The organism is Synechococcus sp. HIMB2401 (genome assembly GCF_042883245.1).
GTDB lineage: Bacteria > Cyanobacteriota > Cyanobacteriia > PCC-6307 > Cyanobiaceae > Parasynechococcus.
In genome coordinates this window covers 289,051-312,359 of the sequence record NZ_JBDJKK010000001.1, presented here as the reverse complement: position 1 = coordinate 312,359, position 23,309 = coordinate 289,051, and the positions used below count along the sequence as shown (strand labels likewise).

26 protein-coding genes and 1 riboswitch are annotated in these 23,309 nt (G+C 62.4%); of the genes, 8 read left to right on the top strand and 18 right to left on the bottom strand.

The annotated features are described in order from the left end of the window. Window positions 1-71 precede the first annotated feature (71 nt). The 7 genes from AAXE93_RS01900 to AAXE93_RS01870 form a co-directional block, all read right to left on the bottom strand. On the bottom strand, window positions 72-704 hold the full coding sequence (locus AAXE93_RS01900) for a HupE/UreJ family protein (protein ID WP_390127637.1): 633 nt from the start codon (window positions 702-704) through the stop codon (window positions 72-74). A 7-nt stretch (window positions 705-711) separates the two neighbouring features. Beyond that, a riboswitch (cobalamin riboswitch) is annotated at window positions 712-861 on the bottom strand. 27 nt (window positions 862-888) lie between these two features. Further along, on the bottom strand, window positions 889-1,140 hold the full coding sequence (locus tag AAXE93_RS01895) for a hypothetical protein (RefSeq protein ID WP_390127635.1): 252 nt from the start codon (window positions 1,138-1,140) through the stop codon (window positions 889-891). Next, a complete protein-coding gene (locus AAXE93_RS01890) occupies window positions 1,137-1,445 on the bottom strand; it encodes a hypothetical protein (RefSeq protein WP_390127633.1) in 309 nt (102 codons plus the stop codon). Before AAXE93_RS01890 ends, AAXE93_RS01895 begins: the two co-directional genes overlap by 4 nt. Window positions 1,446-1,479: 34 nt before the next feature. Further along, on the bottom strand, window positions 1,480-2,184 hold the full coding sequence (locus AAXE93_RS01885; RefSeq protein ID WP_390127631.1) for a 16S rRNA (uracil(1498)-N(3))-methyltransferase: 705 nt from the start codon (window positions 2,182-2,184) through the stop codon (window positions 1,480-1,482). An 81-nt stretch (window positions 2,185-2,265) separates the two neighbouring features. Then, the gene (locus AAXE93_RS01880) at window positions 2,266-2,571 is read right to left on the bottom strand and encodes a hypothetical protein (RefSeq protein WP_186540562.1); all 306 of its coding nucleotides are present in this window, start codon (window positions 2,569-2,571) and stop codon (window positions 2,266-2,268) included. Between the two features lie 118 nt (window positions 2,572-2,689). After that, window positions 2,690-2,974: a hypothetical protein gene (locus AAXE93_RS01875; RefSeq protein WP_390127629.1), complete on the bottom strand. Its 285-nt coding sequence runs from the start codon at window positions 2,972-2,974 to the stop codon at window positions 2,690-2,692. Between the two features lie 25 nt (window positions 2,975-2,999). Further along, on the bottom strand, window positions 3,000-6,653 hold the full coding sequence (locus tag AAXE93_RS01870) for a hydantoinase B/oxoprolinase family protein (protein WP_390128649.1): 3,654 nt from the start codon (window positions 6,651-6,653) through the stop codon (window positions 3,000-3,002). A gap of 120 nt (window positions 6,654-6,773) precedes the next feature. Between AAXE93_RS01870 and AAXE93_RS01865 the strand changes: the two genes are divergently transcribed. From AAXE93_RS01865 to AAXE93_RS01855, 3 genes are read left to right on the top strand one after another with little or no spacing between them, the layout of a single operon-like run. Next, the gene (locus tag AAXE93_RS01865) at window positions 6,774-7,730 is read left to right on the top strand and encodes a permease (protein WP_390127627.1); all 957 of its coding nucleotides are present in this window, start codon (window positions 6,774-6,776) and stop codon (window positions 7,728-7,730) included. A gap of 13 nt (window positions 7,731-7,743) precedes the next feature. Next, on the top strand, window positions 7,744-8,397 hold the full coding sequence (locus AAXE93_RS01860) for a TIGR03943 family putative permease subunit (RefSeq protein WP_390128647.1): 654 nt from the start codon (window positions 7,744-7,746) through the stop codon (window positions 8,395-8,397). Beyond that, entirely contained in the window at window positions 8,394-9,716 is a 1,323-nt protein-coding gene (locus AAXE93_RS01855) for a hypothetical protein (RefSeq protein ID WP_390127625.1), read from the top strand. The genes AAXE93_RS01860 and AAXE93_RS01855 overlap by 4 nt, the downstream gene beginning before the upstream one ends. Before the next feature lie 82 nt (window positions 9,717-9,798). Here the strand turns inward: AAXE93_RS01855 and AAXE93_RS01850 are convergent, their stop codons facing one another. Continuing rightward, window positions 9,799-10,749: a hypothetical protein gene (locus tag AAXE93_RS01850; protein WP_390127623.1), complete on the bottom strand. Its 951-nt coding sequence runs from the start codon at window positions 10,747-10,749 to the stop codon at window positions 9,799-9,801. A gap of 41 nt (window positions 10,750-10,790) precedes the next feature. Further along, window positions 10,791-11,708: a metal ABC transporter substrate-binding protein gene (locus AAXE93_RS01845; protein WP_390127621.1), complete on the bottom strand. Its 918-nt coding sequence runs from the start codon at window positions 11,706-11,708 to the stop codon at window positions 10,791-10,793. Between the two features lie 105 nt (window positions 11,709-11,813). Between AAXE93_RS01845 and AAXE93_RS01840 the strand changes: the two genes are divergently transcribed. Both AAXE93_RS01840 and AAXE93_RS01835 read left to right on the top strand, forming a co-directional pair. Next, window positions 11,814-12,503 carry a metal ABC transporter ATP-binding protein gene (locus AAXE93_RS01840; protein WP_390127619.1) on the top strand — a complete coding sequence of 230 codons (690 nt, stop codon included), beginning with the start codon at window positions 11,814-11,816 and terminating at the stop codon, window positions 12,501-12,503. Then, entirely contained in the window at window positions 12,496-13,290 is a 795-nt protein-coding gene (locus AAXE93_RS01835) for a metal ABC transporter permease (RefSeq protein WP_390127617.1), read from the top strand. The genes AAXE93_RS01840 and AAXE93_RS01835 overlap by 8 nt, the downstream gene beginning before the upstream one ends. 15 nt (window positions 13,291-13,305) lie before the next feature. Here the strand turns inward: AAXE93_RS01835 and AAXE93_RS01830 are convergent, their stop codons facing one another. From AAXE93_RS01830 to AAXE93_RS01810, 5 genes are all read right to left on the bottom strand, one after another. Then, the gene (locus tag AAXE93_RS01830) at window positions 13,306-13,470 is read right to left on the bottom strand and encodes a hypothetical protein (protein WP_390127615.1); all 165 of its coding nucleotides are present in this window, start codon (window positions 13,468-13,470) and stop codon (window positions 13,306-13,308) included. Window positions 13,471-13,486: 16 nt separating this feature from the next. Next, on the bottom strand, window positions 13,487-13,720 hold the full coding sequence (locus AAXE93_RS01825) for a hypothetical protein (protein ID WP_390127613.1): 234 nt from the start codon (window positions 13,718-13,720) through the stop codon (window positions 13,487-13,489). A 186-nt stretch (window positions 13,721-13,906) separates the two neighbouring features. Continuing rightward, window positions 13,907-14,098, bottom strand: coding sequence for a hypothetical protein (locus tag AAXE93_RS01820; RefSeq protein WP_390127611.1), 192 nt, complete (start codon window positions 14,096-14,098; stop codon window positions 13,907-13,909). A 38-nt stretch (window positions 14,099-14,136) separates the two neighbouring features. Beyond that, entirely contained in the window at window positions 14,137-15,240 is a 1,104-nt protein-coding gene (locus tag AAXE93_RS01815; protein WP_390128644.1) for a glycoside hydrolase family 10 protein, read from the bottom strand. Window positions 15,241-15,387: 147 nt separating this feature from the next. Further along, window positions 15,388-16,383, bottom strand: coding sequence for a ribose-phosphate pyrophosphokinase (locus AAXE93_RS01810; protein WP_114987798.1), 996 nt, complete (start codon window positions 16,381-16,383; stop codon window positions 15,388-15,390). Window positions 16,384-16,439: 56 nt separating this feature from the next. On the opposite strand from AAXE93_RS01810, the gene AAXE93_RS01805 reads away from it, so the two are divergent. Then, on the top strand, window positions 16,440-16,940 hold the full coding sequence (locus tag AAXE93_RS01805) for a hypothetical protein (RefSeq protein ID WP_390127609.1): 501 nt from the start codon (window positions 16,440-16,442) through the stop codon (window positions 16,938-16,940). On the opposite strand, the gene AAXE93_RS01800 is transcribed toward AAXE93_RS01805, so the two are convergent. Continuing rightward, the gene (locus AAXE93_RS01800) at window positions 16,937-17,869 is read right to left on the bottom strand and encodes an LCP family protein (RefSeq protein WP_390128641.1); all 933 of its coding nucleotides are present in this window, start codon (window positions 17,867-17,869) and stop codon (window positions 16,937-16,939) included. The genes AAXE93_RS01805 and AAXE93_RS01800 overlap by 4 nt on opposite strands. Before the next feature lie 79 nt (window positions 17,870-17,948). Between AAXE93_RS01800 and AAXE93_RS01795 the strand changes: the two genes are divergently transcribed. After that, a complete protein-coding gene (locus AAXE93_RS01795; RefSeq protein WP_390127607.1) occupies window positions 17,949-18,977 on the top strand; it encodes an NAD(P)-dependent oxidoreductase in 1,029 nt (342 codons plus the stop codon). Window positions 18,978-19,009: 32 nt separating this feature from the next. Beyond that, window positions 19,010-20,578, top strand: a complete 1,569-nt coding sequence (malQ, locus tag AAXE93_RS01790; protein WP_390127605.1) for a 4-alpha-glucanotransferase — start codon at window positions 19,010-19,012, stop codon at window positions 20,576-20,578. Here the strand turns inward: malQ and AAXE93_RS01785 are convergent. Genes AAXE93_RS01785 through AAXE93_RS01775 form a run of 3 tightly spaced genes read right to left on the bottom strand, consistent with a single transcriptional unit; the run spans window position 20,512 to window position 23,302 of the window. Further along, window positions 20,512-21,447, bottom strand: a complete 936-nt coding sequence (locus AAXE93_RS01785; RefSeq protein WP_390127603.1) for a helix-turn-helix domain-containing protein — start codon at window positions 21,445-21,447, stop codon at window positions 20,512-20,514. The two genes, malQ and AAXE93_RS01785, sit on opposite strands and share 67 nt — an antisense overlap. Then, window positions 21,423-22,175, bottom strand: coding sequence for a pseudouridine synthase (locus AAXE93_RS01780; protein WP_390127602.1), 753 nt, complete (start codon window positions 22,173-22,175; stop codon window positions 21,423-21,425). Before AAXE93_RS01780 ends, AAXE93_RS01785 begins: the two co-directional genes overlap by 25 nt. Further along, window positions 22,172-23,302 (bottom strand): sensor histidine kinase, encoded by a 1,131-nt coding sequence (locus tag AAXE93_RS01775; RefSeq protein ID WP_390127600.1) that lies wholly within the window; start codon window positions 23,300-23,302, stop codon window positions 22,172-22,174. Before AAXE93_RS01775 ends, AAXE93_RS01780 begins: the two co-directional genes overlap by 4 nt. Window positions 23,303-23,309 lie beyond the last annotated feature (7 nt).

The window sequence follows — 23,309 nt, the reverse complement described above, 5'->3', positions numbered from 1 at the left end:
ACTTGGAGGAGATAAAAAAAACCCCAGAGGTGATCCCTGGGGTCAGAAGCGGTGAAACGGCGTGCTCGTGATCAGTCGATCAGGGCAACCCAGGCAAAGGCCATGCCGATACCCATCCAGATGCCGGCACCAAGCCGTTGCCCCTGAGAGCCGAGGCGCTCAACCAGAGACTTGGACCAGTTGCTCACCACCAGCAGCAGCGCGCCTTGACCAATCAGCAGACCCAGGAAATAAGTGAACAGCGGGGTGGGTTCCGCTCCAACGATGGTGCTGCCGAGCAGAAAACCATGCAGGGCCACCAGCGGCAGCAGCCAACGGGTGGAGGCCACAGTGAGGGCCATCAAACCCTCCACCACCAGGCTGAGGGAGACCATGGCCTCCGCCCAGGGGGCCACAGCATCCGGCAGGGGGATGAATTGCGACAGAACACTGCCGCCCAGGCCAGCTGCCAGCAGAGGAATCACCCAGGCGCGGGGACGGTGCAGGCCGATGAAGGCGATGGCCAGCAGAAACAGGAGATGGTCAGGACCCAGCAGCGGGTGACCCATGCCACTGAGCAATCCCTGCAGGGGGGTGAGTTCAGCGCTGTCGCCCATGCCAAAGGGATGGTGGGCGAACGCTGGACTGGCCAAAAGAAGAACCGCCAGAAGCGCAGGGCCGGCGATCTGCAGCGGCCTGCGCAGGGCCAGTGGCAAAGAATTCAAAAGTCGATCCTCGTCGGTTTGATCTGGCGGGCGTTCTGACTGACGTGGGCAGAGAGCCGACGTTTCACAGCTGCGGGACAGCGGCAGATTTTCACTGCTCTTTCCCCGTTTCCTTCAGCGGCTGTTCCCCGCTGAAACCAGCACCCCACCCTACCGGCGCTTGGCCGTCGCGCCTGACCAACAATCATTCGGCCTGTGGCGGTGCATCGGCAAGGTCGGTGGTGTGGAAATTCCAGCGATCACCGTCCTCCAGCCAGAGCTCCCAGGCCAGGCGGCGGCCGCTGCATTTCAGTCGCAGCTGGCCGCCAAAACCCGCCGGAGAGGGCTGATAGAGCTCGGTGATGTCTTCAACAGGGGCTCCATCCCGGGTGAACACCTGCTCCACCTGCTCACCAAGCCGGGCCGTCAGGTCGCTGCGCAGCTCATCAACCGTCACGCCGACTGACTCGAGAAATCGAGCACCAGATCGCCGACGTCATCCCGGCTGATCTGAAATCCGAAGCCATCAACGGTGCCGGTCCACAGGCCCGCATCGAGATCCGCCTCGATTCCCTCCAGCTGCTCCACCTTGTGATCGAAGAGCAGGCCGAAGCAATGGGCGGCGACCTGCGCGGCCTGGGACACATCCATTTCATCGAGTTCGTGGGCTTCCACCGGACACCCATCGAGCAGTTCGGCATCGATGACGTTGCCGGACCCAACGTCCTCCACAAGAGCTTGCAAGCCAGCCAGATCGTTCATTGCCGTCGCCGTTGAAGCAACACACGCAACACCATCATCCCTGGGCCAGAGCGGTGGTGAGGGCCGTGTCCACGCTCAAGGTGCGCGATCCCAGATGCACGGGCTGCGCGATCACCGCCTGGGCCAATTCCAGTTCAAACGGAACAAAACCGCCCTCCGGCCCCACCATCACCACAGCCGCCCCCGCTGGGGTGTCGCGCAAGGGACGGGAGGCCCCCATCTGTGCCATCCAGCAGGGCCGTCCGGCACAAAGCTCCTTGAGCTGGTCTTCAACAAAGGGTCGAAAGCGCCGGTGCTGATGCACCCGGGGCACCACCGTGTCGCTGGCGCGCTCCATCCCCGCAAGCAGGGCCTCGTGCACCTTTTCGGGTGCGAGCAAAGGCGACTGCCAATAGCTCTTTTCAACCCGGGCGCAGTTGACCAGATGAAGGTTGGCCACGCCGTATTCGGCCACAGTGCGGAACAGACGGCGCAGCACCTTTGGTCTCGGCAAGGCCAGAACAATGTCGAACCGATGACGGGGCGGCGGTGGCTGGTTGAGGTCCACTTCCAGAACCACGGCATCTGCATCCAGGGCAGAGATGCGGCCCTGGCCCAGATCGCCATTCAGCTCACCAACCCGGATGCTGTCGCCGACTGCAGCCCGTAGCACCGAACGGATGTGATTCGCCCGACGATCCACAAGACGAACCCTCCGTTCATCCAGCCAATCCGAACGGTTGAGAACAACGATGTTCATGGCTGGATCTCAGGGATCAACAGCACGCCGTCACCAACAGATCCGTCAGTTCAGCACAACCATCCCCACGGCCAACAATCCTCAGCAGTGTTCGAACACCCCGGGAATCAACTCCTGCTCGCGGCGCGCCTGAAACTCAGCGTCGGCAGCACGCAGCGCCGCAGGATCGTCCTGGAACCAGCAGCCATAAAGGAGATTCAGGATCCGATCAACATCGAGATCACGATCAGCCACGTCCTGCCAGAGGCGTTGGCTTAATTCAGCATCAGCCAGCTGAAATTGAGCCTGGGCCAGGCGTCGGGCTGCGTCGAAATGGGCCTGTTGCAACTGCCGCGACGGGGAGTCGTACTGAAGCAACCGTCCCTGGATCGTTTGAAGCAAACCCATGCCATCAGCTTTGCTGCATTCAGATTGAATCCGCAGATGCCGATCGACAATGGGTCGTCATGCTGGTTTTCAAACAACGACACCAAAGCCGATCAGTGTTGATCGATCAAAGGCTCGATCAACACTGATCAAATCCCAACAGGATCCGGTCCTGCAAGCCAGCGTGATTGAGACCAGGACGGTGCAATTGCAGGGCCGGAAGAAGATCGAGCACAAGATTGTTGGCCCGGCGGGATTCAACGCAAACGCCAACGCGATCCCCCACGGAACGGGCCAGACGGATCTGATCCATCACCAGCTGCAACTGGAACATCTGCTGGTCGAGGCCTTTGGCATGGGCAGCCCCGTTGAGGCTGCAACCCAGCAGCACGCTCAACAACCAACCCTGTGATCGCATCAGCATCACACCACCAGAAGGCATCCCCCCCTCAACGTCCCATGCCGCCTCCCCCTGGGGTGAGCATGCGAATGGCCTCGCCCGCCTGGAGCTCCAGCTGCACGGCACCGGCCAGGGGATGGGCCACCCCCTCACGGTCCAGCCGCAGGTTTTCGCCACAGGCACCACTGGCCCCACCTTTAAGACCGAACGGGGGCACCTGCCGCGAGCCACTGATCAACGACACACTCATCGGCTCGAGGAAACGGATCGTGCGCTCCAAGCCATCGCCCCCGGGCCACCGGCCCTGGCCGCCACTGCCGGAGCGCACCGCGAAGGATTCCAAGCGCACCGGATAACGGCTCTCCAGCACCTCGGGGTCCGTCAGCCTCGAGTTGGTCATGTGCGACTGCAGGCCCACCGATCCAACAAAACCCTCACCAGCGCCGCCACCACCGGCCACCGTTTCGTAGTACTGGCAGCGGCCGTTGCCGAAGCTGACGTTGTTCATCGTTCCCTGGCCGGCCGCCTGGGCGCCGAAAGCCGCGAACAGCAGATTGCAGAGGGCCTGAGACACCTCCACGTTGCCGGCCACCACAGCGGCGGGGGGCCGCGGATTCAACAGACAGCCCTCCGGCACCACCAGATCGAGTGGCGCGAAACAGCCCTCGTTCAAGGGGATGTCGCTGTCGAGGAGACAACGGATCACGTACAGCACAGCCGCCCGCGTCACCGCCAGGGGGGCGTTGAAATTGCCCGGCCGTTGGGGCGATGTTCCGCTGAAATCCAAACGCAAACGTTGGCGTTGCGGGTCGAGGCTCACCTGCACCACCAGGCAGGAGCCGTCATCCAGAGCCAGCTGATGCCGGGCGTCCGTCAGGCGCAACAGCAGCCGCTGAACACTGCGGGCTGCGTCCTGCTGCAGCAGGGTCATCTGCCGTTGCACCAGGGTCTGCCCCTCCCGCTCCACGAGGGATTGCAGCGCCACAATCCCCGCCTGATTGGCCGCCACCTGCGCCTGCAGATCAGCCAGCAGTTCCGGAGGGTTGCGGGGCGGCATCTCCATACCGCTCCACACCGCTTTCAGATCAGCGGCGAGAACCCGGCCCTGGCGCACGAACAGCTGGTTGCGCAGCAGCAGGCCCTCATCAGCAATGGTGCGACTGAAGGACGGCATCGACCCGGGAGCGATGCCACCCACATCGGCGTGATGGCCACGGCTGGCCACAAAGAAGCTGGGCTGATCCCCGTTGCAGAACACCGGCGAGACAGCGGTGATGTCGGGCAGGTGGGTGCCGCCGTGGAAAGGGTCGTTGCTGAGCAGCGTGTCGCCGGGCTGCAGCGGTGCGACATCACCGGTCGCCACCTGGGCCAGCAGGTCGCGGACGCTGTCGCCCATCGATCCGAGGTGCACCGGAATGTGGGGGGCATTGGCCACCAGGGCCCCCATGGCATCGAACAACGCACAGGAGAAATCCAGGCGCTCGCGAATGTTCACAGAGCGACTGCTCTGCCGCAGCTGTTCCCCCATCTGTTCAGCGATCGCCATGAAGCGGTGGCGAAACAGTTCCGCCTGCAACGGATCGTGGGCACCGGCCTGGGCCAGCTCCGGTGATTCGTCTGCGGGATGCGAGCGCTCCAGCAACAGCGTGCCCCCCTCCGCCACCCGGGCCTGCCAGCCCGGCTCCAGCACCGTGCAGCCCGTGGCTTCGGCGATCAGGGCCGGGCCTGCAAGCCGCTGATTCAGCCGCAGGGCACTGCGGTTCAGCAACGGCACCTGCGTCCAGCCGCTCGACTCCAGGTGCATCGACACCTGCGGCGATGGCTGCACCTCTGGCGTTGGTTCGGCCTTCTCAGCTGCGGCTGTTGTTGTGGCTGCGGTTGTGGCGTCGAACTGTTGGGGAGCTGTGACCTCAACATTCAGCTGTTCGACGATCAGGGCCTGATCGGCATCAATGCAGTAGCCGTAGCGTTGCTGATGGCTCGCCTGGAAGGCCGAGATCACGGCATCAACACCTTGCTCGGCGGACCAGGGGAGCACCAGGGTCTGCTCGGCAGAGGGATAACGCAGGGCCAGGCTGACCCAGACCTCCGGCTCCCCCTCCTCGGCATCAGCGCGATCCCCCTGGCGATGCAAGGTCTCCTGCGCTTCACCCATCAGCCGCTTCACCTGATCCGGCAGGGCCGCCAAGAGTTGAGGCGAGAGGGCAGCGGCGAGATGCATCTGCCGCCGGCAGCGCTGGCGGGCCTGACCCATGCCGAAGGCGGAGAGAACGCCGGCCATGGGATGCATCAGCACCGTGTTCAGCCCCAGTTCATCCGCCAGGCGACAGGCGTGCTGACCACCAGCCCCCCCATAGGCCACCAACACCCCGCCGCGAATGTCCTCACCGCGATGCAGCGACACCCGGCGGATCGCAGCAGCCATGGTTTCCACTGCCAGTTGCAACGCCCCGGATGCCACCCGCTCCGGGGTCTGCCCCAGCACTGCCGCGAGCTCGGCGAAGCGATGCCGCACCACCTCCACATCCGGTGGCAGATCCCCGGACGGTCCGAACACCGCCGGGAAGCGGTCCACCTGCAGACGCCCCAGCAGCAGGTTGGCGTCGGTGATGGTGAGCGGTCCGCCGGCGCGGTAACAGGCCGGGCCCGGTTGCGCTCCGGCGGAGCGGGGCCCCACCCGCAGCCGCTCCCCCTGGAGCTCCAGCACGGATCCGCCTCCGGCCGCCACGGTTTCAATCGGCAGACGTGGGGCCAGCAACTGCAGGCCGGCGATCTCGGTCTGCTCCTTCACTTGCCGCAAAGCCTGCGCATCGGCGCAAGCCACGCAGAACACATCCGTCGACGTGCCCCCCATATCGAAGCCGAGCACCGGCACCCCGTCAAAGCCGGCCATCCGCGCCGCGGCGATCGCCCCGACCATCCCCGCCGCCGGCCCCGAAAGGATGGTGTCTTTGGCCTGCAGCCTGTCTGGAGCCTGCAATGCTCCGCTGGAGGTCATCACCCGCAGGGGCGTGGCGGCACCCAACGCCCCCTGCACCTGTTGCAGGTAGCCATCCAGCACCGGATGCACGGCCCCCTCCACCAAGGCCGTCTGCCCCCGCGGCACCAGGCGGGGCATCACACTCACCTGGTGGGAGCAGACCACGGTGCGAAAGCCAAGTTCCCGCAGCAATGCAGCACAGCGCTGCTCATGGGCTGGGTTGCGCTGGGCATGCAACAACGCCACCACGGCGACGTCCAGGCCGGAACGGCGCAGCTCCTCAAGACGCCGCCGCAGCGGCTGATCCAGCACCAGGGGCTCCACCTCCTCACCCCGGGCATCGAGCCGACCAGTCAGCTCCAGCACCGTTCGCGCCAGGAAGGGGCGCTGGGGCTGCTCAAGCGCGAACAGATCGTCGCGGTGTTGATCGCCGATCCACAGCTGATCCCTCAGCCCGGCATTGGTGAGCAACAGCAAAGGAGCACCCGCCCCCTCCAGTAGCGAATTGGTGGCCACGGTGGTGCCGAGGCGCACGTCATCGACGTCCCCCAGATCCACGGGCGGTGAAGCCGACACCAACATCGCTTCCATGGCCGACACCGCAGGGTCTCCAGCACCGGCCTGCTCCGAGAGCACCTTGCGCACGTGCAGCTGGCCTTCTGGATCGCGACCGATCAGATCGGTGAAGGTGCCACCGCGATCAATCCAGAAGCACCACCCCATTTCAGGCCCTGGCCAACGTCGCCCCAGCCTGCCGCGCAGGCCGATCAACAAACCATGTCGACGCCCCCCCGATGGGCGAGCTGAACTGAGAACGTTGAGAAGCAACTGCCGCCCGAACGCTTGGACAAGCTCGCCACGGCCTGGGCGATCTTTCAGGGGTTACTGCTGGAAGCCGTTCCGTTTCTGCTGCTCGGCGTTGCCATCGCAGGGCTGGCCCGCTGGGCCGTGCCACCGGGTGCCTGGATCGAGCGGCTCCCGAAGAACCCCGTGCTGGCTCCGATCATCGGGGCCTTGATGGGCTTTGCCCTCCCAGCCTGCGAATGCGGCAATGTTCCCGTCGCCCGCCGTCTGCTGGCCAGCGGGGCACCGATGGGCACAGCCTTCGGCTTTCTGTTTGCAGCTCCGGTGCTGAATCCCATCGTGCTGGCCAGCACCTGGGCCGCGTTTCCCGATCAGCCCTGGCTGCTGGTGGCTCGGCCACTGGGGGCGTTTCTGTTGGCGATCCTGCTGAGCTTGTTACTGGTGCAACTGCCCGAGACGCAGCTCCTGGCCACTGCGCTTCTGGAGGAACGCCGCATGAGCCAGCCCCTCAGCAACCTGGGGCTGCTGCAGCGCAGCAGTGGTGTGATCGGCGGATCACCCAGCCCCCCCCGATCGATAAACGGAAAGCGCCTCAAGGCCTGGCAGGTGCTGGACCAGAGCTGCCGCGAATTTCTCGATCTGCTGGCTCTGCTGGTGCTGGGGTGCGTAATTGCGGCCCTGGTGCAGACCTGGCTCCCGCGCAGTTGGCTGTTGGCCGTGGGGGGCGCCCCGACGGCATCGATCCTGGCCCTGATGCTGCTGGCGGTGGTGGTGTCGGTCTGCTCCAGCGTGGATGCCTTTCTGGCCCTGGGATTTGCCGCTCAGATCACCCCAGGAGCCCTGCTGGCCTTCCTGTTGCTGGGGCCCGTTGTGGATCTCAAACTCGCGGGCCTGTTCACCGTGCTGATGCGACCAAGGGCAATCCTGATCACAGCGATCGGTGCCAGTCTTGGCGTGCTGCTGATCGGTCAGTGGATCAACCTGTGGCTGTTGTGAGGGGCCAGTCGTGTTGAAGCGCGGAACCCTGCTGCTGCTCTGGGGCCTGACGCTGTTGTGGAGCTTCCACAGCGGTCGCCTCGATCTGCTGCTGCGGGGGGTCTTCCATGGCCTGGTGGGGGTCACCGGCCTGGTCTTGCTGATGCTGGGCGTGGCCCTTCTGCTGAAAAGAGAGAAGCAAAACGAACGCTGGCGCTGGCCCTGGCTGCTCAGCGGCGTGATGGCTGCGCTGGTGCTGGTCCTTCCGCCGAGTCCCTCCTTCAGCGATCTGGCCAGCAACCGCCCCCAGGGCCTGCCCGACCCACCGGAATTGGCCTTTGTTCTGCCCCCCGAACAACGCAGCCTCACGGAATGGGTGCGCTTGCTGCGCAGCCAGCCCGATCCCGACCTTGTGGCCGGTAATCCTGTGCGCATCAGCGGTTTTGTCTGGAGGCAACCCAAGGGCCCGCCGCTGATCGCCCGGCTCACGGTGCGCTGTTGCCTGGCCGACGCCACGCCCGCTGGCCTGACGGTGGAGTGGCCGGAGTCGTTCATCCCCCAAACCAACCAGTGGTTGGCCATCAAGGGAACGATGGGCGTGCAGACGCGGAACGAACGGCGCATCCCCGTCGTGATTCCACAAAACATCACGCCGATTGCCAGGCCCGAGCGGCCTCTGGAACCATGACGCGGCGGCCATTGCTGCTGATGCTGATGGCCTGCGCCGCTGTTCTGGCGCAGCAACAGCTGCTGTTGCGACAGGCTCCACGGCTGCTGCGCCTGATTCCCCAGCAGGTGCAAAGTGGCAGCGCGGCCCTGGATCTGCAGTTCAGTCGCCCGATGGACCGGCCCCGGGTCAGCGAGGCCACCAGAATCACTCCGGCCGTGCCCCATCAGTGGCTGGGGGAGGCAACACCGCTGCGGATGGTGATTGATGCGGATGTCGTGCTCACGGCTCCGCTCGAGCTGTCGATCACAGGGGACGACCAACGCGGTCTGCCCCTAGGGGAGGAGCAATGGTGGTGGGACCCGAGACCCTGGCTGATCGCAACACGGCCCGTGCAGGGAGGCGAGCAGGTTCAACTGCAGACGCGATCGGGGGCGTGGACGCCGATCAGTCGGATCTGGCCCGCCATCCCCAGCGTCGTCCCCCTTGGGAATGGCCGGGGCATTGCCCTGGTGGGACGCGATCAGAACGGCACCGAACAGGTGTGGTGGGATCAACTGACGCCCCGCAGCACCGCCAACCGCCGGGCGGCCTTGGGGCCACCAACGCTGAGCCGCACGGAACCACTGTTGAAAGGCGAGGTGCTCTTCGCTCATCTCAGCAGCAATCTCAATGGTGATCTTCTGGTGCAGAGCGGTGGGTTCCAGCCGGGCAGCGACCGGGCCCTGTTGCTGCAGGCCGATGGCAAACGCAAGGCTCTGGCCCTGAAACCCTCCGGGCCGATGCAGTTGCTGCCGGCGGGAGGGGGCGTGGTGATGCCCACCAGCAACGGCCTGAGCCTCCGCCCCCTGCAAGCAACCGAGCAAAAGCCCCAGATGCTGCCGGGGAGTCGGGAGCTGGGGGCCTTCTGCGGTGCCTCAGGACGGGCCGTGTTGATCCGGCACTGGCCGGATTACAGGCGCTCGATCGAGCTGGTGGTTCCAGGGCAGGCACCGAAGCAACTGCACCTCGGTGATCAGGCGGTGCTGGGGATGGCCTGCGACAACCGCGGCAAACGGATCTGGGCTCTGCTGGGGCGCTGGGAGCAGCAACGGGGCAATCACGAACTGGTGCTTATCAGCGACGCGGGAGAGGTGAAAAAACGCAGGGCCCTGGAGCCGTGGACGCTCAAGGCGGGCAGCCCCATCCAGTGGAACCCGGTGACGAATCAATTGCTGATGACGCTGACGCGAGCGAATCAACCCCATGCCCGTGCCGGCCTGATCGGTGGCGACAGCTTGAAGCTCATCAAGGTGATAAACACACCTATCAGCGAAGCCCAGTGGCTCAATGCAGGATGAGCAACAGATTCAACCTCTTCAAAAAATGAACAACGAAAAGCCTCGCCAATAAATTGGCGAGGCTTAACTAAATAGCTTTGAATTACAGTTTGTATGTAATACCGGTTCCGACATGATGTTGATAACCGCGACCCCAACCTTCAGTCTTGTCCCAAGAATAAACTACTTTCCAATGTGCAAAAAATTCAACGTCATCATTGACTGGTCGAGAGATCATTATCTCGCCCGCGAAGTCAGTACGTGAATCAAGATCGCTGGCATAGCTTCCAGGGGTGTAGTAACGAGGACCAGCTTCGACCTGGAAAGATGTCTCTCCATAATTAAAACCAACTCCGAGGCGAGGATCAGTGTAATTTCCAATGAAAACTCCATCCACACCCCAACCTTGGCGGTGATCAACTGATACGTATGCGCCATCGATCAGATCAGAAACAGAATCTCCCAGGCCGAAGTCGACGTCACCATCACCAAAAGCATATTTGATCTTTGCGCCCAACTCATTCTTAATACCCTTAGACTCAAATTTTTCCCACTCATTCTCATCAGCATGGAATTCGAGTTCGTCACTTGTGACTAAATATGGGTTCCAATAAGCCTGCATGCTAAGTCTATCTGAGTGCTTGTAATTAGCCTCCAAATAAGCCTTGAAATCAACTCTTGAGCGAGTTGGATGAGCTTCATGCTCATGCTCTTCCTCACTATGATCTTCTACGTGGATTTCACCGTAGAAGTGCTCTGCTCCGCCTCTAACCAAAGCAGGTCCCACAAAAGCACTTAGAGAAAACTGCTTATTATTACCAAGACCCCAAGCCAATTCGCCACCAACTAAAAAGTCAGCGGCATAGTGCTTTTCTGGAATTTCAAGATTATCGTCTAATCCAGCATGACCCTCTACGGTCAAAAGGGGAGTGAAATCAAATTCACCAGCCTCCAATTCTGCACCGCCTCCATGTGAACCATGTGCATGGGCTGGAGCCATGGAAGCAAAAGGACTCAAAAATAGAGCCAAGAGAAGAAGACGAGAACGGAACATAGATTAGGAAGAGTGGAAGAAGAAGTTGAGCAGAGATTTGGTCAACGAATAGAAGACCATTCAGCATTTATAGTGTTAGCACCTGTGACATCACAGGTACCTCCCTGACCATTAACAATCGTGCAAGCATTAATGGTCGCAGTTGAAACAGCATTACGACCTGCAGGAATACCTTCTCCGTAGAGCGGAGTTTTCAAAATAGGCAAACCAGTGCTCTTACTGATGCGCTTTAGCGTTTTATTCGGGTATGCAGTAGGAGAAAAGATTGTTTTTGCGCCAGAAGACTTCACCTCCTCAGTAATTTTTTTGAGACTGGAGGGTCGCAAAACTCCACCTGTTGTGTGGCTGTCCAACATCGCAATCTCAACAAGCCCAAAGCGCTCGGCGAGATGGCTGTACGTCTTGTGGTCGGTGACCATAACTCTCTGGGCCGGCGGCAAAGAACCAAACTGCTTTGCTTGCCATGCCTGAAGGGCCTTGAATACAGCTACAGCTTTAGCTGTTCGTTGGTGCAAAGCCGAACGATCACTGTCCCCCAAAAGAGGTGCCAGAGAATTGGAAATAACACTAATCATTCCAGCAGAATTGACTGGATCATGCCAAACGTGGGGGTCGCTGCCGCGATACGACGGCAGGGCAATTTCACCCGCAGCCACAACCATTCCTGGTGAATTGAGTTTTGTGGCAGAAGGTGTAAGCCCAAAACCGATATGGAAAATGAGATCGCTCTTGGCGATCACTGCACGATCACTAGGCTTTAAGCGATAGGAGTGTGGATCACCACCCGGAGGGATCAGACAAGTCACCGAGGCGGCATCTGCAGCCAAAGTCTTAGTGAGATCGCACAGCGTGCCGTCGACGGCAACAACAACAGGTTGACCCGCATGGGCCGGAACAACGGAAGCGCCAATAGCCAGGGCAAAACAGACCCCTACTGATTGAGCCAAGGAAGGACGCATGGGCGACCTTGTGAGAATGATTATCATTCTGTCGATCGCATGACGCATTGCCACCATGGGGTGTGCAAAACAACAAGAGGCCCAAGCCAGGCCGCCAAGAGGCTGATGAACGAATCGCTGTCCGTGCTGAGCACAACCGAACTGAGCTTCAACTACGGGGAGCGCAACACCGTCGACCGAGTCAACCTGCAACTTCAAGCGGGAACTCTGACAGCACTGGTTGGTCCCAACGGAGCCGGCAAGTCGACGCTGTTGCACCTGCTGGAGGGGCGACTGAAACCCAGCCAGGGAACGGTCAACTCCAGCAAGCCAATTGGCCTAATGCCCCAGCGGGCCGCCATTGACTGGTCGTTTCCGATCACCGCCCGCGACATGGTGCGGCTGGGGGCGCCCAGAAAGGGCAAGACCACAGCAGCGGACCACTGCGATCAGTTGCTGGAGCGGGTCGGCATGGGAGCCATGGGATCCCAACGCCTCAACCAGCTCTCCGGCGGCCAGCAACAACGCGTCCTGCTAGCCAGAGCGTTGATGCAGCAGACCGAGATCCTGCTGCTGGACGAACCCTGCAGCGCCATTGATCCACCAACACGCGAGCACCTGCTCAAGGTGATGCGGGACCAGGCGGAAGCCGGCCAGACGCTGCTGGTGAGCAGCCACGATTGGGGCAGTGCTCTCGACAGCTACGACCAGGTGGTCGTGATGGACGGCCAGATCCTGGCCAACGGGTCACCCGACACCGTCCGCGAAAAACTGAGCGATCTGACTTGCATGATGGGGAGCTCCTGCTGTGGTTGAGCCCGACATCTGGTGGCTTCTGCCACTCACGATCTCGCTGCTGATCGGAGCGATCTGTCCGGCCACTGGAGCGTTGCTGATCACCCAACGCCGGGTGTTGCTGGCAAACCTTATGGCCCATTCCGTTCTGCCCGGCTTGGTGGTCGCCCTGGCCATCGGTATCGACCCAAGCATCGGTGGCCTGATCAGTGGATTGCTGGGCGCCCTGGTGGCTGAACGCCTGAACCGGCGCTTCAAGGGCAGGGAAGAGGGCGCCATGAACACTGTGCTGGCCGGCTTCACGGCCCTGGGCGTGCTGTTGGTTCCGCTGCTGGATGCCCGAGTGGACCTGGAAACGATTCTGTTCGGAGACCTGCTTGCCGCCAACACAACAGATCTGCTGCGAACAGCGCTTTCAACCTGCGCCCTGATCGCGATGGTGATGTGGGGTTACCGCGACCTGGTGTTCGTTGGCATCGACCCCGAGGGAGCAGCCATCGCCAAACGACCGGTGATCTTGATCCGGCTGATCTGCAGCCTGATCACCGCCCTGGTGGTGATCAGCGCCATCACTGCCGTGGGGGTGATTCTGGTAATTGGCCTGCTGTGCGCTCCAGTGCTGATGCACGTGGAGCGCAGCCGAAGCCTGAAGGAACTCATGCTGCGCAGCGCGAGCACGGGGCTGCTTCTATGTGGTGGCGGAATGATGCTGGCGATTGCTGTTGACCTGCCACCGGGCCCACTGATCGGAACACTGTGCTTGGCACTTCTATTCACCTACAGGGTCAACACTGCAGAACAACAGTGACAAAAGAAGCCTTCTTCACGGCTTTTGCTTCAAGAACATCCGATCAAGGCGGCGCCGCATTCTCCGCATCAATGTGCGTTCCTGCTCCAGGCGGAAGGTGCGCCGAAAGGCCAGGAACAACACAGTCAGCGTTGAGGCCATCCCCACGCTGAACAGGGCGATCAAGCTTGCATCGTTCATGGCTCCATCCAACCCGCTACTGCACAACGGCGAACCAACCACCAGCCAGGGCTGCAATCAAGCCACAGGCGAGGGCTTGAAGCACAAATTGGCCTGAATCTTTCCTCTCCCAACGATCAATAGCCTTCGATGCCGTTACAAACGGTTCTTTGTTCCGGATCAACTTATCGATGTACCGCTCGATGAATTGATCATCGAGGTCAAGCCGCCGCAGCTTGGAACGAATCTGGTTGAGCTCAAACTGATTCATAGCTCAAAAACCCTAAACTTTTCCGCCTATTCATCATTAAAGGGCTATTCCTAGAAACCTTATATTGAATACTCCAGCACTTTAGCGAGGCTGTTGCCTCAACGCGACCCTTTCGCGCAAGAGAGATAAATGCATCTGCCTGAATTAATCCTAAGCCGATCAATGAACAGCACGTTGAACAAACATCTAAAAGCCTTTGGCACGTCTTCGCCCCTTCGGTTGCATCACTTCAATTGTTGTTAGCCGTGTCTTGCTGGAATACCAAACGCGTTGCGCTGCGTCGTAGCTCTCGACATCCTTGAACGACCCATCACACAACCAGACGCGGTAATGGTGACGGTCATAGGGGTCGGAACTGGTTTCGGTGAACTGTTTCATGCAACTCAATAACGATCGTGTCGAGCCAGGTCTGTTGGTCAATCAGATCCAAGCCTGGTGAATGCTGCGCGGCGAGGATCTCGATACCGCTCCGCCACATGTTTGCCCCATAAGCCTTCCCAGTAGAAGAAAATCACGCCATGACCACGTTGACGGGCCAGGCGGACTTTTTGTTCCAGAACGGCCATCGAGGTGGTGCGTTTGCCGAATCCCGCCAACACGCCAATCTGCGAAGGGATGCCCCAGCTGCGCACTTTGCGCAGCGCCGGCTGATCCAGGTCTTTGGCGAATCCACGAACCGAATAGGCATAGTTCTGCACCACCAACTCTTCAATCAGCCCGCCCATAGCCCAGAGCTCCCAGTCCTGCAGCCAGAGGTTGTAGGCCGAACGGAAGGGACCTGGAGACAGGCTGATTCGGGTGGAAAGGCGCTCCTGCTTGAGACGTTGCCGCAACTCACGCAAGAGAGAAGTGAGTTGGTTGCGCCGCCATTTCATCCACTGCCGATTGCTGTGATCCCGAGGAGGTGCCAGTCCCGTCTCCTGCCGGTACAACGCCACGGTGGTGGGGTCATAACCGAACTGAACCGGCCAGGCGAAGTGATCGTCCAGTTGCAGGCCATCCATCGGACAGCGCTTCAGGGTTTCCACCACCAAGCCGATGAAGCGGGAGCGAACCTCCGGATGGGCTGGGTTGAGCCAAGCCATCCGGTGGTTGCCATGCATCGCCATCCAACGCTGGCCATTGGCTTTCGCCAACACCCAGCTGGGGTTGTTGCGCACAACGGATGAATCGGCCGGCTCCATCAAGCCGTACTCAAACCAGGGCATCACCTTGATGCCACGGCGCCGACCTTCCGCCGCCAGGGTGCAGATGGGATCAAGACCGATCCCAGCCTTCTGCAGCGACGGCTCCACTGGAGCGAAACGGCTGCGATGAAACGTGGTGCCGCGGCTCCAGACGTTGGGAACCACACGATTAAACCCCGCATCCTGCAGCTGCTTCATTGCAGCGCTGATGCGCTTCCGGTCGTAATAAAGCTGGCTGGGGCTGTTGGTCAGCCACACCCCCATCGTGCTGCGGTTTCGGAGCAACCGGTCCAATCGGGACTCGGCCATCAGAGGTGCCGGAAGTCCCGCCATCAGGCTGGCCAAAGCAACGCCAAACAGAAGCCTCCACCGCTGAGCCAACACCGTTGAAGCACCGGGCCTCAAGGATGGCGCGGATCAACCGTGATCAAGCCGAACCAAGCCCGCTCATCCAACAGTCCATGGCCGGCAAGCCAACGATCAGCGGAACATCGAGCTCACGGAGCTCTCTTCGTGGATGCGCCAGATCGCTTCGCCCAGCATGTTGGCCACAGAGAGCACCTTCAGCTGAGGGAAGACCCGATCCTGCGGAATCGGAATGCTGTTGGTCACCACCACCTGCTCAAACAGGCCCTCAACGGACAAACGTTCGCTGGCGGGGGGAGAGAAGACGGCATGGGTGGCACAGGCCAGCACCCGCTTGGCCCCTTGCTCCCGCAGCAAGCGTGCCCCCGCGCAGATCGTGCCGCCGGTGTCGATCATGTCGTCGATCAGGATCGCCGTCCGCCCCGCCACATCACCAATCACCGTGAGGCTTTCAGCCATGTTGTGGCCGGTGCGGCGCTTGTCGATGATCGCCAGCGGAGCATCGTTCATCTGCTTGGCAAAGGCCCGGGCCCGCGCCACGCCCCCAACGTCGGGAGACACCACCACCACATCTCCCAGATCCTGAGTGGAGAGGTAGTCCACCAGCACGGGTGAGCCGTAGATGTGATCGCAGGGAATATCGAAATAGCCCTGAATCTGAGCGGAGTGCAGGTCCATCGCCAGCACGCGGTCCACGCCCGACGTCACCAGCAGGTTGGCCGTGAGCTTGGCGGTGATCGATTCACGACCAGCGGTCTTGCGGTCGGCTCGGGCGTAGCCGTAGTAAGGCACCACCGCGGTGATCTGCCGAGCGGAGGCCCGTCTGCAGGCATCCACCATGATCAGCAGCTCCATCAGGTGGTCGTTCACCGGTGCGCAGGTGGGCTGGATCAGGAACACGTCGCAGCCACGGATCGACTCCTGGATCTGCACATAGAGCTCACCGTCGGCAAAACGCTTGCAGACGCGGGGACCATCAGGCACCCCGAGATAAGCGGAAATCTCCTTGGCCAGAGCAGAGTTCGAGGTGCCGCTGAACAGGCGCAGACGGCGACTGTCCGGGGTCATCTGCTCCTGTTCGGAACGGGCTGCTGTCAGGAAACTTGTCACGGCGCCCGCGGAACGAATTCTGCTGTAATCCGATGGTAGAGGTGAGCAGTGCCCCCATGTCCACAGGTTTCCCACTATTGGTGGGTGCGGGCCCCCTGCCTGAACTCAAAATGCGTCAGGCCTGCGAAGCCCTGGCACGGGCTTGCCGATGCCCTCTCACCACGGTGGCCAGTGGTGCATCACCGGCTAAGGTTCTGCAGACCAACCTGGCGGCAACAGGGCTGGTGCGGCTCAGCGGCGACGCAGCCCGGCCGACCCCGCAGGGTGATATCAGCTGGCTGCAGGCCCTGGCCGACTGGCGTCAGCCGGTACTGCTGCTGACCACTGCTGAACAGGACGGTTCAATCTCTGGCGCAGCGGTGGCCTACGCCGCCCTCTGCCGGGAACTTCAGGTGCCCCTGCTCGGCCTGGTGCAGCTCCAGGGCCCCTGGAATGGCCCAGCGCGACGCCGGGACGGCCTTAGCTGGCTGGGCTGGATTCCCGATGAACAGCATCCGGAACAGACCGAATGCGTCGACGCCCTCGCCCGGAGGCTGCAACTCCGCAGCCCCGCTTAACGCTGGGGCCAGAGGGGAAGGCTGGCGCCGGCGTCGATCTGGCGCAAGGTCTGCTCACCGGCCCGCTCGGCCAAGGGCAGCCGGCTGATCCGTGCGGGTTCAGGGCTGGCGATGATCGCCGCGGCCAGGCTCAGCTGCTCCGAACGACTGAGGTTGGTCTCCACCTCAGTGTTCAGTTGGTTCACCAAACCAGGGATCACTTCGATTCCACTGGGGGCCTTGACCTGTTCGATCAGACCCTCAACAAGGATGTTTTGGCGCTGGCGACGCTGGGAGACAGCCTTGGGATCGGGCAGATGGCGCACCAGCTGTTCCGCCTGGGCACCGTTGAGACGCTGTCGTCCGGCCTGGAGCATGACGGTGTAGTCCTGCGTCTTGTCCTGGCGTTTGTAGGAGTCGCTCAACACCACCTCCACCTCGCCCAGACCATCCACCAGGTGGCGTAGGGCCGCACGGGGCATCACCACATAACGATTGGGATCACCCTGCTGAAGACCAACAATGTCGCGGATGGCATCGCTGAGAAGACTGACGCCACCCCGTCGCCACAACTGAGCCAAGTTGCCCGGATTCTCTTCACCAGGGAGCTGAACACCGAGCTCCGTGGGGATCTGGAGCACCTGAAGCGGCTCCTGGGCGGCAATGCGAAGCAACAGCAGTGCATCGGCATTGGGGGGCCCCTTGGGCGCGGCCTGATTGGAGGCGGCACCCAGCCGATCCGCATCAACACCGATCACCAACACCGTCACCGGGACCTCCGGGAAGGGGGCCAGAGTTTCAGGTTGATCCGCACTCAGCGGAGCGCCCGCGGCAACGCGATCGGGTTTTGGCCAGAGGGTCGTCATCAACCACCCGGTCACACCAATCCCCATCACGGCAGCACCGACACACAGCGCACCACGAACTCGGGATGGCGACAACCAGTTGATTTCGCTGGACGAACCGCAATGGCGCTTAGTTTCGCCCAGATCTCCAGTTCCTAGCCTGGGCCCCGTGAAGCCGTCATCGATGTCCCTCCGCCACGACTACCGCAGCCGACCACCCGAACAGGTGCGCGTGGTGGTGTTCGGAGCCACGGGCTACATCGGCCGATTTGTGGTGAAGGAACTGGTGGAACGGGGCTACCAGGTGATCGCCTTCGCCCGCGAGCGCAGCGGCATCGGTGGTCGTCAGAGCAGGGAGGAGGTGATCGCGGATTTCCCGGGAGCTGAGGTGCGCTTCGGGGATGTCACCGATCCAGCCTCAATCGCCGCCGAGGCCTTCGATCAACCCACGGATGTGGTGGTGAGTTGCCTGGCGTCCCGCACCGGTGGCCGTAAGGATTCCTGGGCGATTGACCACGCAGCCACCCTCAACACCTACGAACAGGGACGGGCGGCCGGAGTGGCCCACTACGTGCTGCTCTCCGCCATCTGTGTGCAGAAGCCGCTGCTGGAATTTCAGAAGGCGAAGCTGGCCTTCGAAGCCGTGTTGCAAGCGGATGAGGAGATGAGCCACTCCATCGTTCGCCCCACCGCCTTTTTCAAAAGCCTGGGCGGACAGGTGGAAAGCTGCCGCAAGGGCGGCCCCTACGTGATGTTCGGAGGTGGAACCCTCGCCAGCTGCAAGCCGATCAGCGAAGCCGATCTGGCCCGGTTCATGGCCGACTGCATCCATGACGAGTCCAAAAGCAACCAGGTGCTGCCCATTGGGGGGCCGGGTCCGGCACTAAGCGCCCGGGAGCAGGGAGAGATGCTCTTCCGCGCTCTGAACAAGCCCGAACGAATGCTGTCGGTGCCGATTGCCCTGATGGATGCACCGATCGCCGTGCTGGACGCCCTGGCTCGCGTGTTCCCAGGTATCAACGACACGGCGGAATTTGGTCGGATCGGCCGCTACTACGCCAGCGAATCGATGCTCGTCTGGGATGAGCAGAAGCAGTGCTACGACGCGGATGCAACGCCGTCCTATGGAACCGACACGCTGGAGCAGTTCTTTGAGCGCGTGGCCCGGGAGGGCATGGCCGGGCAGGACCTGGGGGATGCGGCGGTGTTCTGAAGCCGCCATCCTTGGATGACCAAGGCCCCCCCATGGATCAGTCCACCGTTGACCCGGCCAAGGCCGGGAGGGGGCGCAGCACCGGGGTGCTGCTGCATCCCACTGCTCTGCCTGGCAGCCCCGTCTGCGGCAGCTTTGGTGAGCCCTGCCGCCGTTGGCTCCAGCTGCTGGCCGACCATGGCATCGGCGTCTGGCAGATGCTGCCCCTGTCCCCGCCGGATCCCACCGGCTCGCCCTACAGCTCTCCCTCCTGCAATGCCCTGAACCCCTGGTTCCTCGACGGCCAGGACCTGGCCAACGAGGGGTTCATCGGCGAAGAAGCGCTCAGGGCCGCTCCAGGGGCTGATGCAGCGCTGGAGGGTGCGGAGCGTGTGGAGTTCCAGCTGGCCCAGCAACGGGCCAGTGCCCTGGGGGATGCCCTGCTTGACGCCTGGCCTGCGCAGGATCCAGTGCGACATGACGCCTTCAATCGCTGGGCGCAACAGCAGCGCAGCTGGCTGCGGGACCATGCCCGTTTCCAGGTTCTGCACGATCAACACAACACCGCTTGGTGGGAGTGGCCGCTGCCGCTGGCCCGGCATGACAACAAAGCCCTCAAGGCCTGGGCGAAGCAACACGATGACGCGTTGCTGCGGGAACAGCTGATCCAATGGCAGCTCGACCGGCAGTGGCAGGCGATCCGCCGCCAGGCGACCAACCTGGGCATCCAGCTGTTTGGCGATCTGCCCTTCTATGTGAGCAGTGACAGCGCCGATGTCTGGAGCAACCGTTCACTCTTCACCGTCAAGGAGAACGGCCAGCTCACCACCCAGAGCGGTGTTCCGCCCGATTACTTCTCGGCAACCGGACAGCTGTGGGGCTCACCGGTGTACCGCTGGGGACAGCATCGGATCACGCGCTTCCGATGGTGGCGGCAAAGAATTGCACGCCAGCGGGAGATGGTGGATCTGCTGCGCCTGGATCACTTCCGGGCCCTTGCGGCCTTCTGGGCCGTTCCCGGAGGGGACAGCACCGCAGAGAACGGTCAGTGGCAGCCATCGCCGGGTCACGCCCTGCTGCGCAAGCTGCGCAAGGATGCCGGTGGCTCCCTTCCCTTGATTGCCGAGGATCTCGGCGTCATCACACCGGATGTGGAACAACTCCGCGATGCCTTCCGGTTGCCGGGCATGAAAGTGCTGCAGTTCGCGTTCGACGGCGCATCCGACAACCCCTATCTGCCAGAAAACACCGATGGGCATCGCTGGGTCGTCTACACCGGCACCCACGACAACCCCACAACCCTGGGCTGGTGGAACGGGCTGGATGCCGACAGCCGCGCCCGCATCGCCACGCGGGTGAATGGTGAGATCAATGCCCCGGCCTGGCATCTGCTCGACATGGCCTTTGCCACAACCGCAGGCCTCGTGATCGCCCCATTGCAGGACCTGATGCACCTCGACGACCGGTCCAGGTTCAACACCCCCGGCACCTGCGAAGGCAACTGGAGCTGGAGGCTGGGCAGCTTTGATGCCGCGCTGGGGAATGCCTTGGGCGGCTACGGGAGCAGGGGAGCGGTCTGGGGGAGGTCGCTCTCCGGAGCAGGCAATTTGTTGACCCGATAGATCCCCGGCCGCTCTTGATCCACAGGCAGAGGCTTTCCATTCCAGAGCACCTGATCCTCAGCACCAGCCGGGGGGTCAAGGCGCACCTCGATCGGGGCCATCAACTGCAGGGTCAGCGTGCCGGCGCTCGTTGCGAATTGAACCCGATCTCCCCCACCGCTGGAGAGCTGCAGCTCTCTTGGCTCAGCCACAACAATCTCCAGCACCCCCTGGGACTGCGGCAGGGCATCCCGCACCAGATCAAGCCACTGCTGAGGCGTGCGTTTCTGAACCTGTTCCAGGGGGCGCAAGGCTGCGATGCCTTCGTCTGAACCCACCGGGTTCGGACCACGGCTGATCGCCTCCACATCAGCACGCACTGGCTCGAGGCTGAGGCTGTTGCGCAGGGCCAGGTCCTGTTGTTGACGATTGATGGCCAGCAGGCTGAAGGCGATCACCGCCGCATAAACGACCGTTCCCTGCCAGGTGGTGAACACATCGATGTTGCCCAGGGTGAAGCGACCCAGGCCCGCTTTGGCGGGTCCGCGGCGGAGCAACACCGGCGGGGGAAGCAGGGGGTCGAGGCATCCCCCGGGCAGGGCCAGGCGACGCTCGATCTGAGGAAGCATCGAGGCGAGATAGGCCCGCTCGGGCAGGCGATCACGCCAGCCCCGCTCCAGAGCCTCGATCACGGGGGTGGTGATTCGGGTCTCATTGGCCAGATCACGCAATGAGAGTCCCAGCTCCTCGCGGCGCCGTCGCAGGAGCAGCCCCAGATCCTGGCGTTGCTGCTCCTGGGCCTCAACCATGCCGGCATCAGGGCTGGAACCCTTGCGCGGACGTCGCCACCAGAGTCCTGGACGCTTCAGTCGCATGGGCTGTTGGGACACTCCATCGGATCAGCCCGCTCGAGCAAGGGCTTCCATTCTCCCTCGCTCAACCAGATCCAGCACCCCTCGGCCAGATCACCGAGCGGCAACCCAGCAATGGCCGTGCGCTGCAGGTCCAGCACCGGATGGCCCAGGGCTTCCGCCATCCGGCGGATCTGTCTATTGCGCCCTTCCCGCAGCTCAATCTCCAGAAGCGAGCGGTCACCCCAGGCCCGCAACCGGCGCACCCGAGCGGGGCGGGTCAAGCGTCCATCCAAAGGCAGACCCCGACGCCAGCGATCGAGGACCGGCTCCGGCGGCACACCCTTCACCCACACCCTGTAGGTCTTGGCGTGGCTGTAACGCGGGTGGGTGAGCTTCAAGGTGAGCTCACCCAGATCGGTGAGCAGAAGCGCACCATGGCTGTCGGCATCCAGACGGCCAACGGGGTGAAGACCAGCCCGATGCTGCGGGGGCAGCAGGTCCAGCACCGTGCGGCGACCCTGCGGGTCATCGCAGCTGCAGATCACCCCCACCGGCTTGTTCATCAGCAACACCCGCGCCACACCACGGGACGGCAACGGCTGACCATCCACATGAATCGTCTGCTGCTGCGGATCGGCCTGGTCGCCAACGCGGGCGACCTGTCCATCCACCGTCACGCGGCCGGCCTGCAACCATTCCTCAGCCCGGCGCCTGGAGCAGAGGCCGGCAGCAGCGATCAGTTTCTGCAGGCGCTGGCGCGTCATTGCAGGGGTTCCCGAGGCAGGAGCAGATCCATGCAGGCTCCACCGGCGGGATGGTTGCGAGCTTCGATGCGACCGCCATGGTTGACGGCGATCTGCTGCACGATCGCCAGTCCCAGGCCACTGCCGCTGCGGTTGGAGCGGGTGCGGGAGGGATCCCCCCGATAGAAGCGTTGAAACATGCGCGTGAGATCGGCCTCACTCAAGCCAGGGCCATGGTCACGAATGCTGAGCAACCACCAGCCCCCGCTCTGGCGGACGGACACGTCGATGCTGCTCTCATCAGGGGAGTAGCGCAGGGCATTGTCGAGAAGGTTGAGCACCGCACGGTGCAACCGGCGCTGATCACCACGCAGGGGGCCGGATTCGCTGCGGTCCAGCTGCAGCGTCACCCGCCGTTCCTCCGCGATCGGGCCAATGGATCCCCAGGCGCTGTCCACCAGATCCTCCAGGGTGAGGGGCACATGCTCGCTGTCGTCCTGCGGCAGGCTGTTTTCCAACCGCGACAGCTCCAGCAGGTCTTCCACCAGCAGCTGAAGACGCCGGAGTTCCCTCTGCAGCCGTTGCACCAGAGCCGTGTCGTCTTCCTTGACGGCCAGTTCCAGCCGATCGCTCACCAGCATCAGGGCGGTGAGGGGGGTCTTGAGCTCATGGGCCACATCACTCACCCAGCGTTCCTGCTGCTGTTGCTGGGCTTCGAGGGACTGACGGCTCTGGATCAGCACCAGCCAGCATTCGTCACTGCCCGGCAGAACAACCGCCTCCAGCGGGGTCCCCTGTTGATCCCATTCACAACGCTGGGAACGCAGCTGATAGCGGCTGCTGAAAATCAACTCCTCCAAGACAGGAATGTCGAGGACATCCCGGAGCTTCATGCCACGAACCAGGCGATTGGAGGGGATATGAAGAAGGCGTTCGGCCCTGTCGTTGATGTAGGCGATGGAGTGGTCCGGGGCCAGGATCATCCAGCCCTGGGTGGCCGCATCAATCCAGGCCAGCAGCTGGGGAGCGTTCAAGACGATGGAGCGATCCTTTGACGTTCGCTTGGACGCCAGAACGCGGCGTCGACGCTGCAGCAGAAGCGTGATCCCAATGCCAGCTGCAAAGCCGAGTGCGGCGGAGATCACCACAGCACCC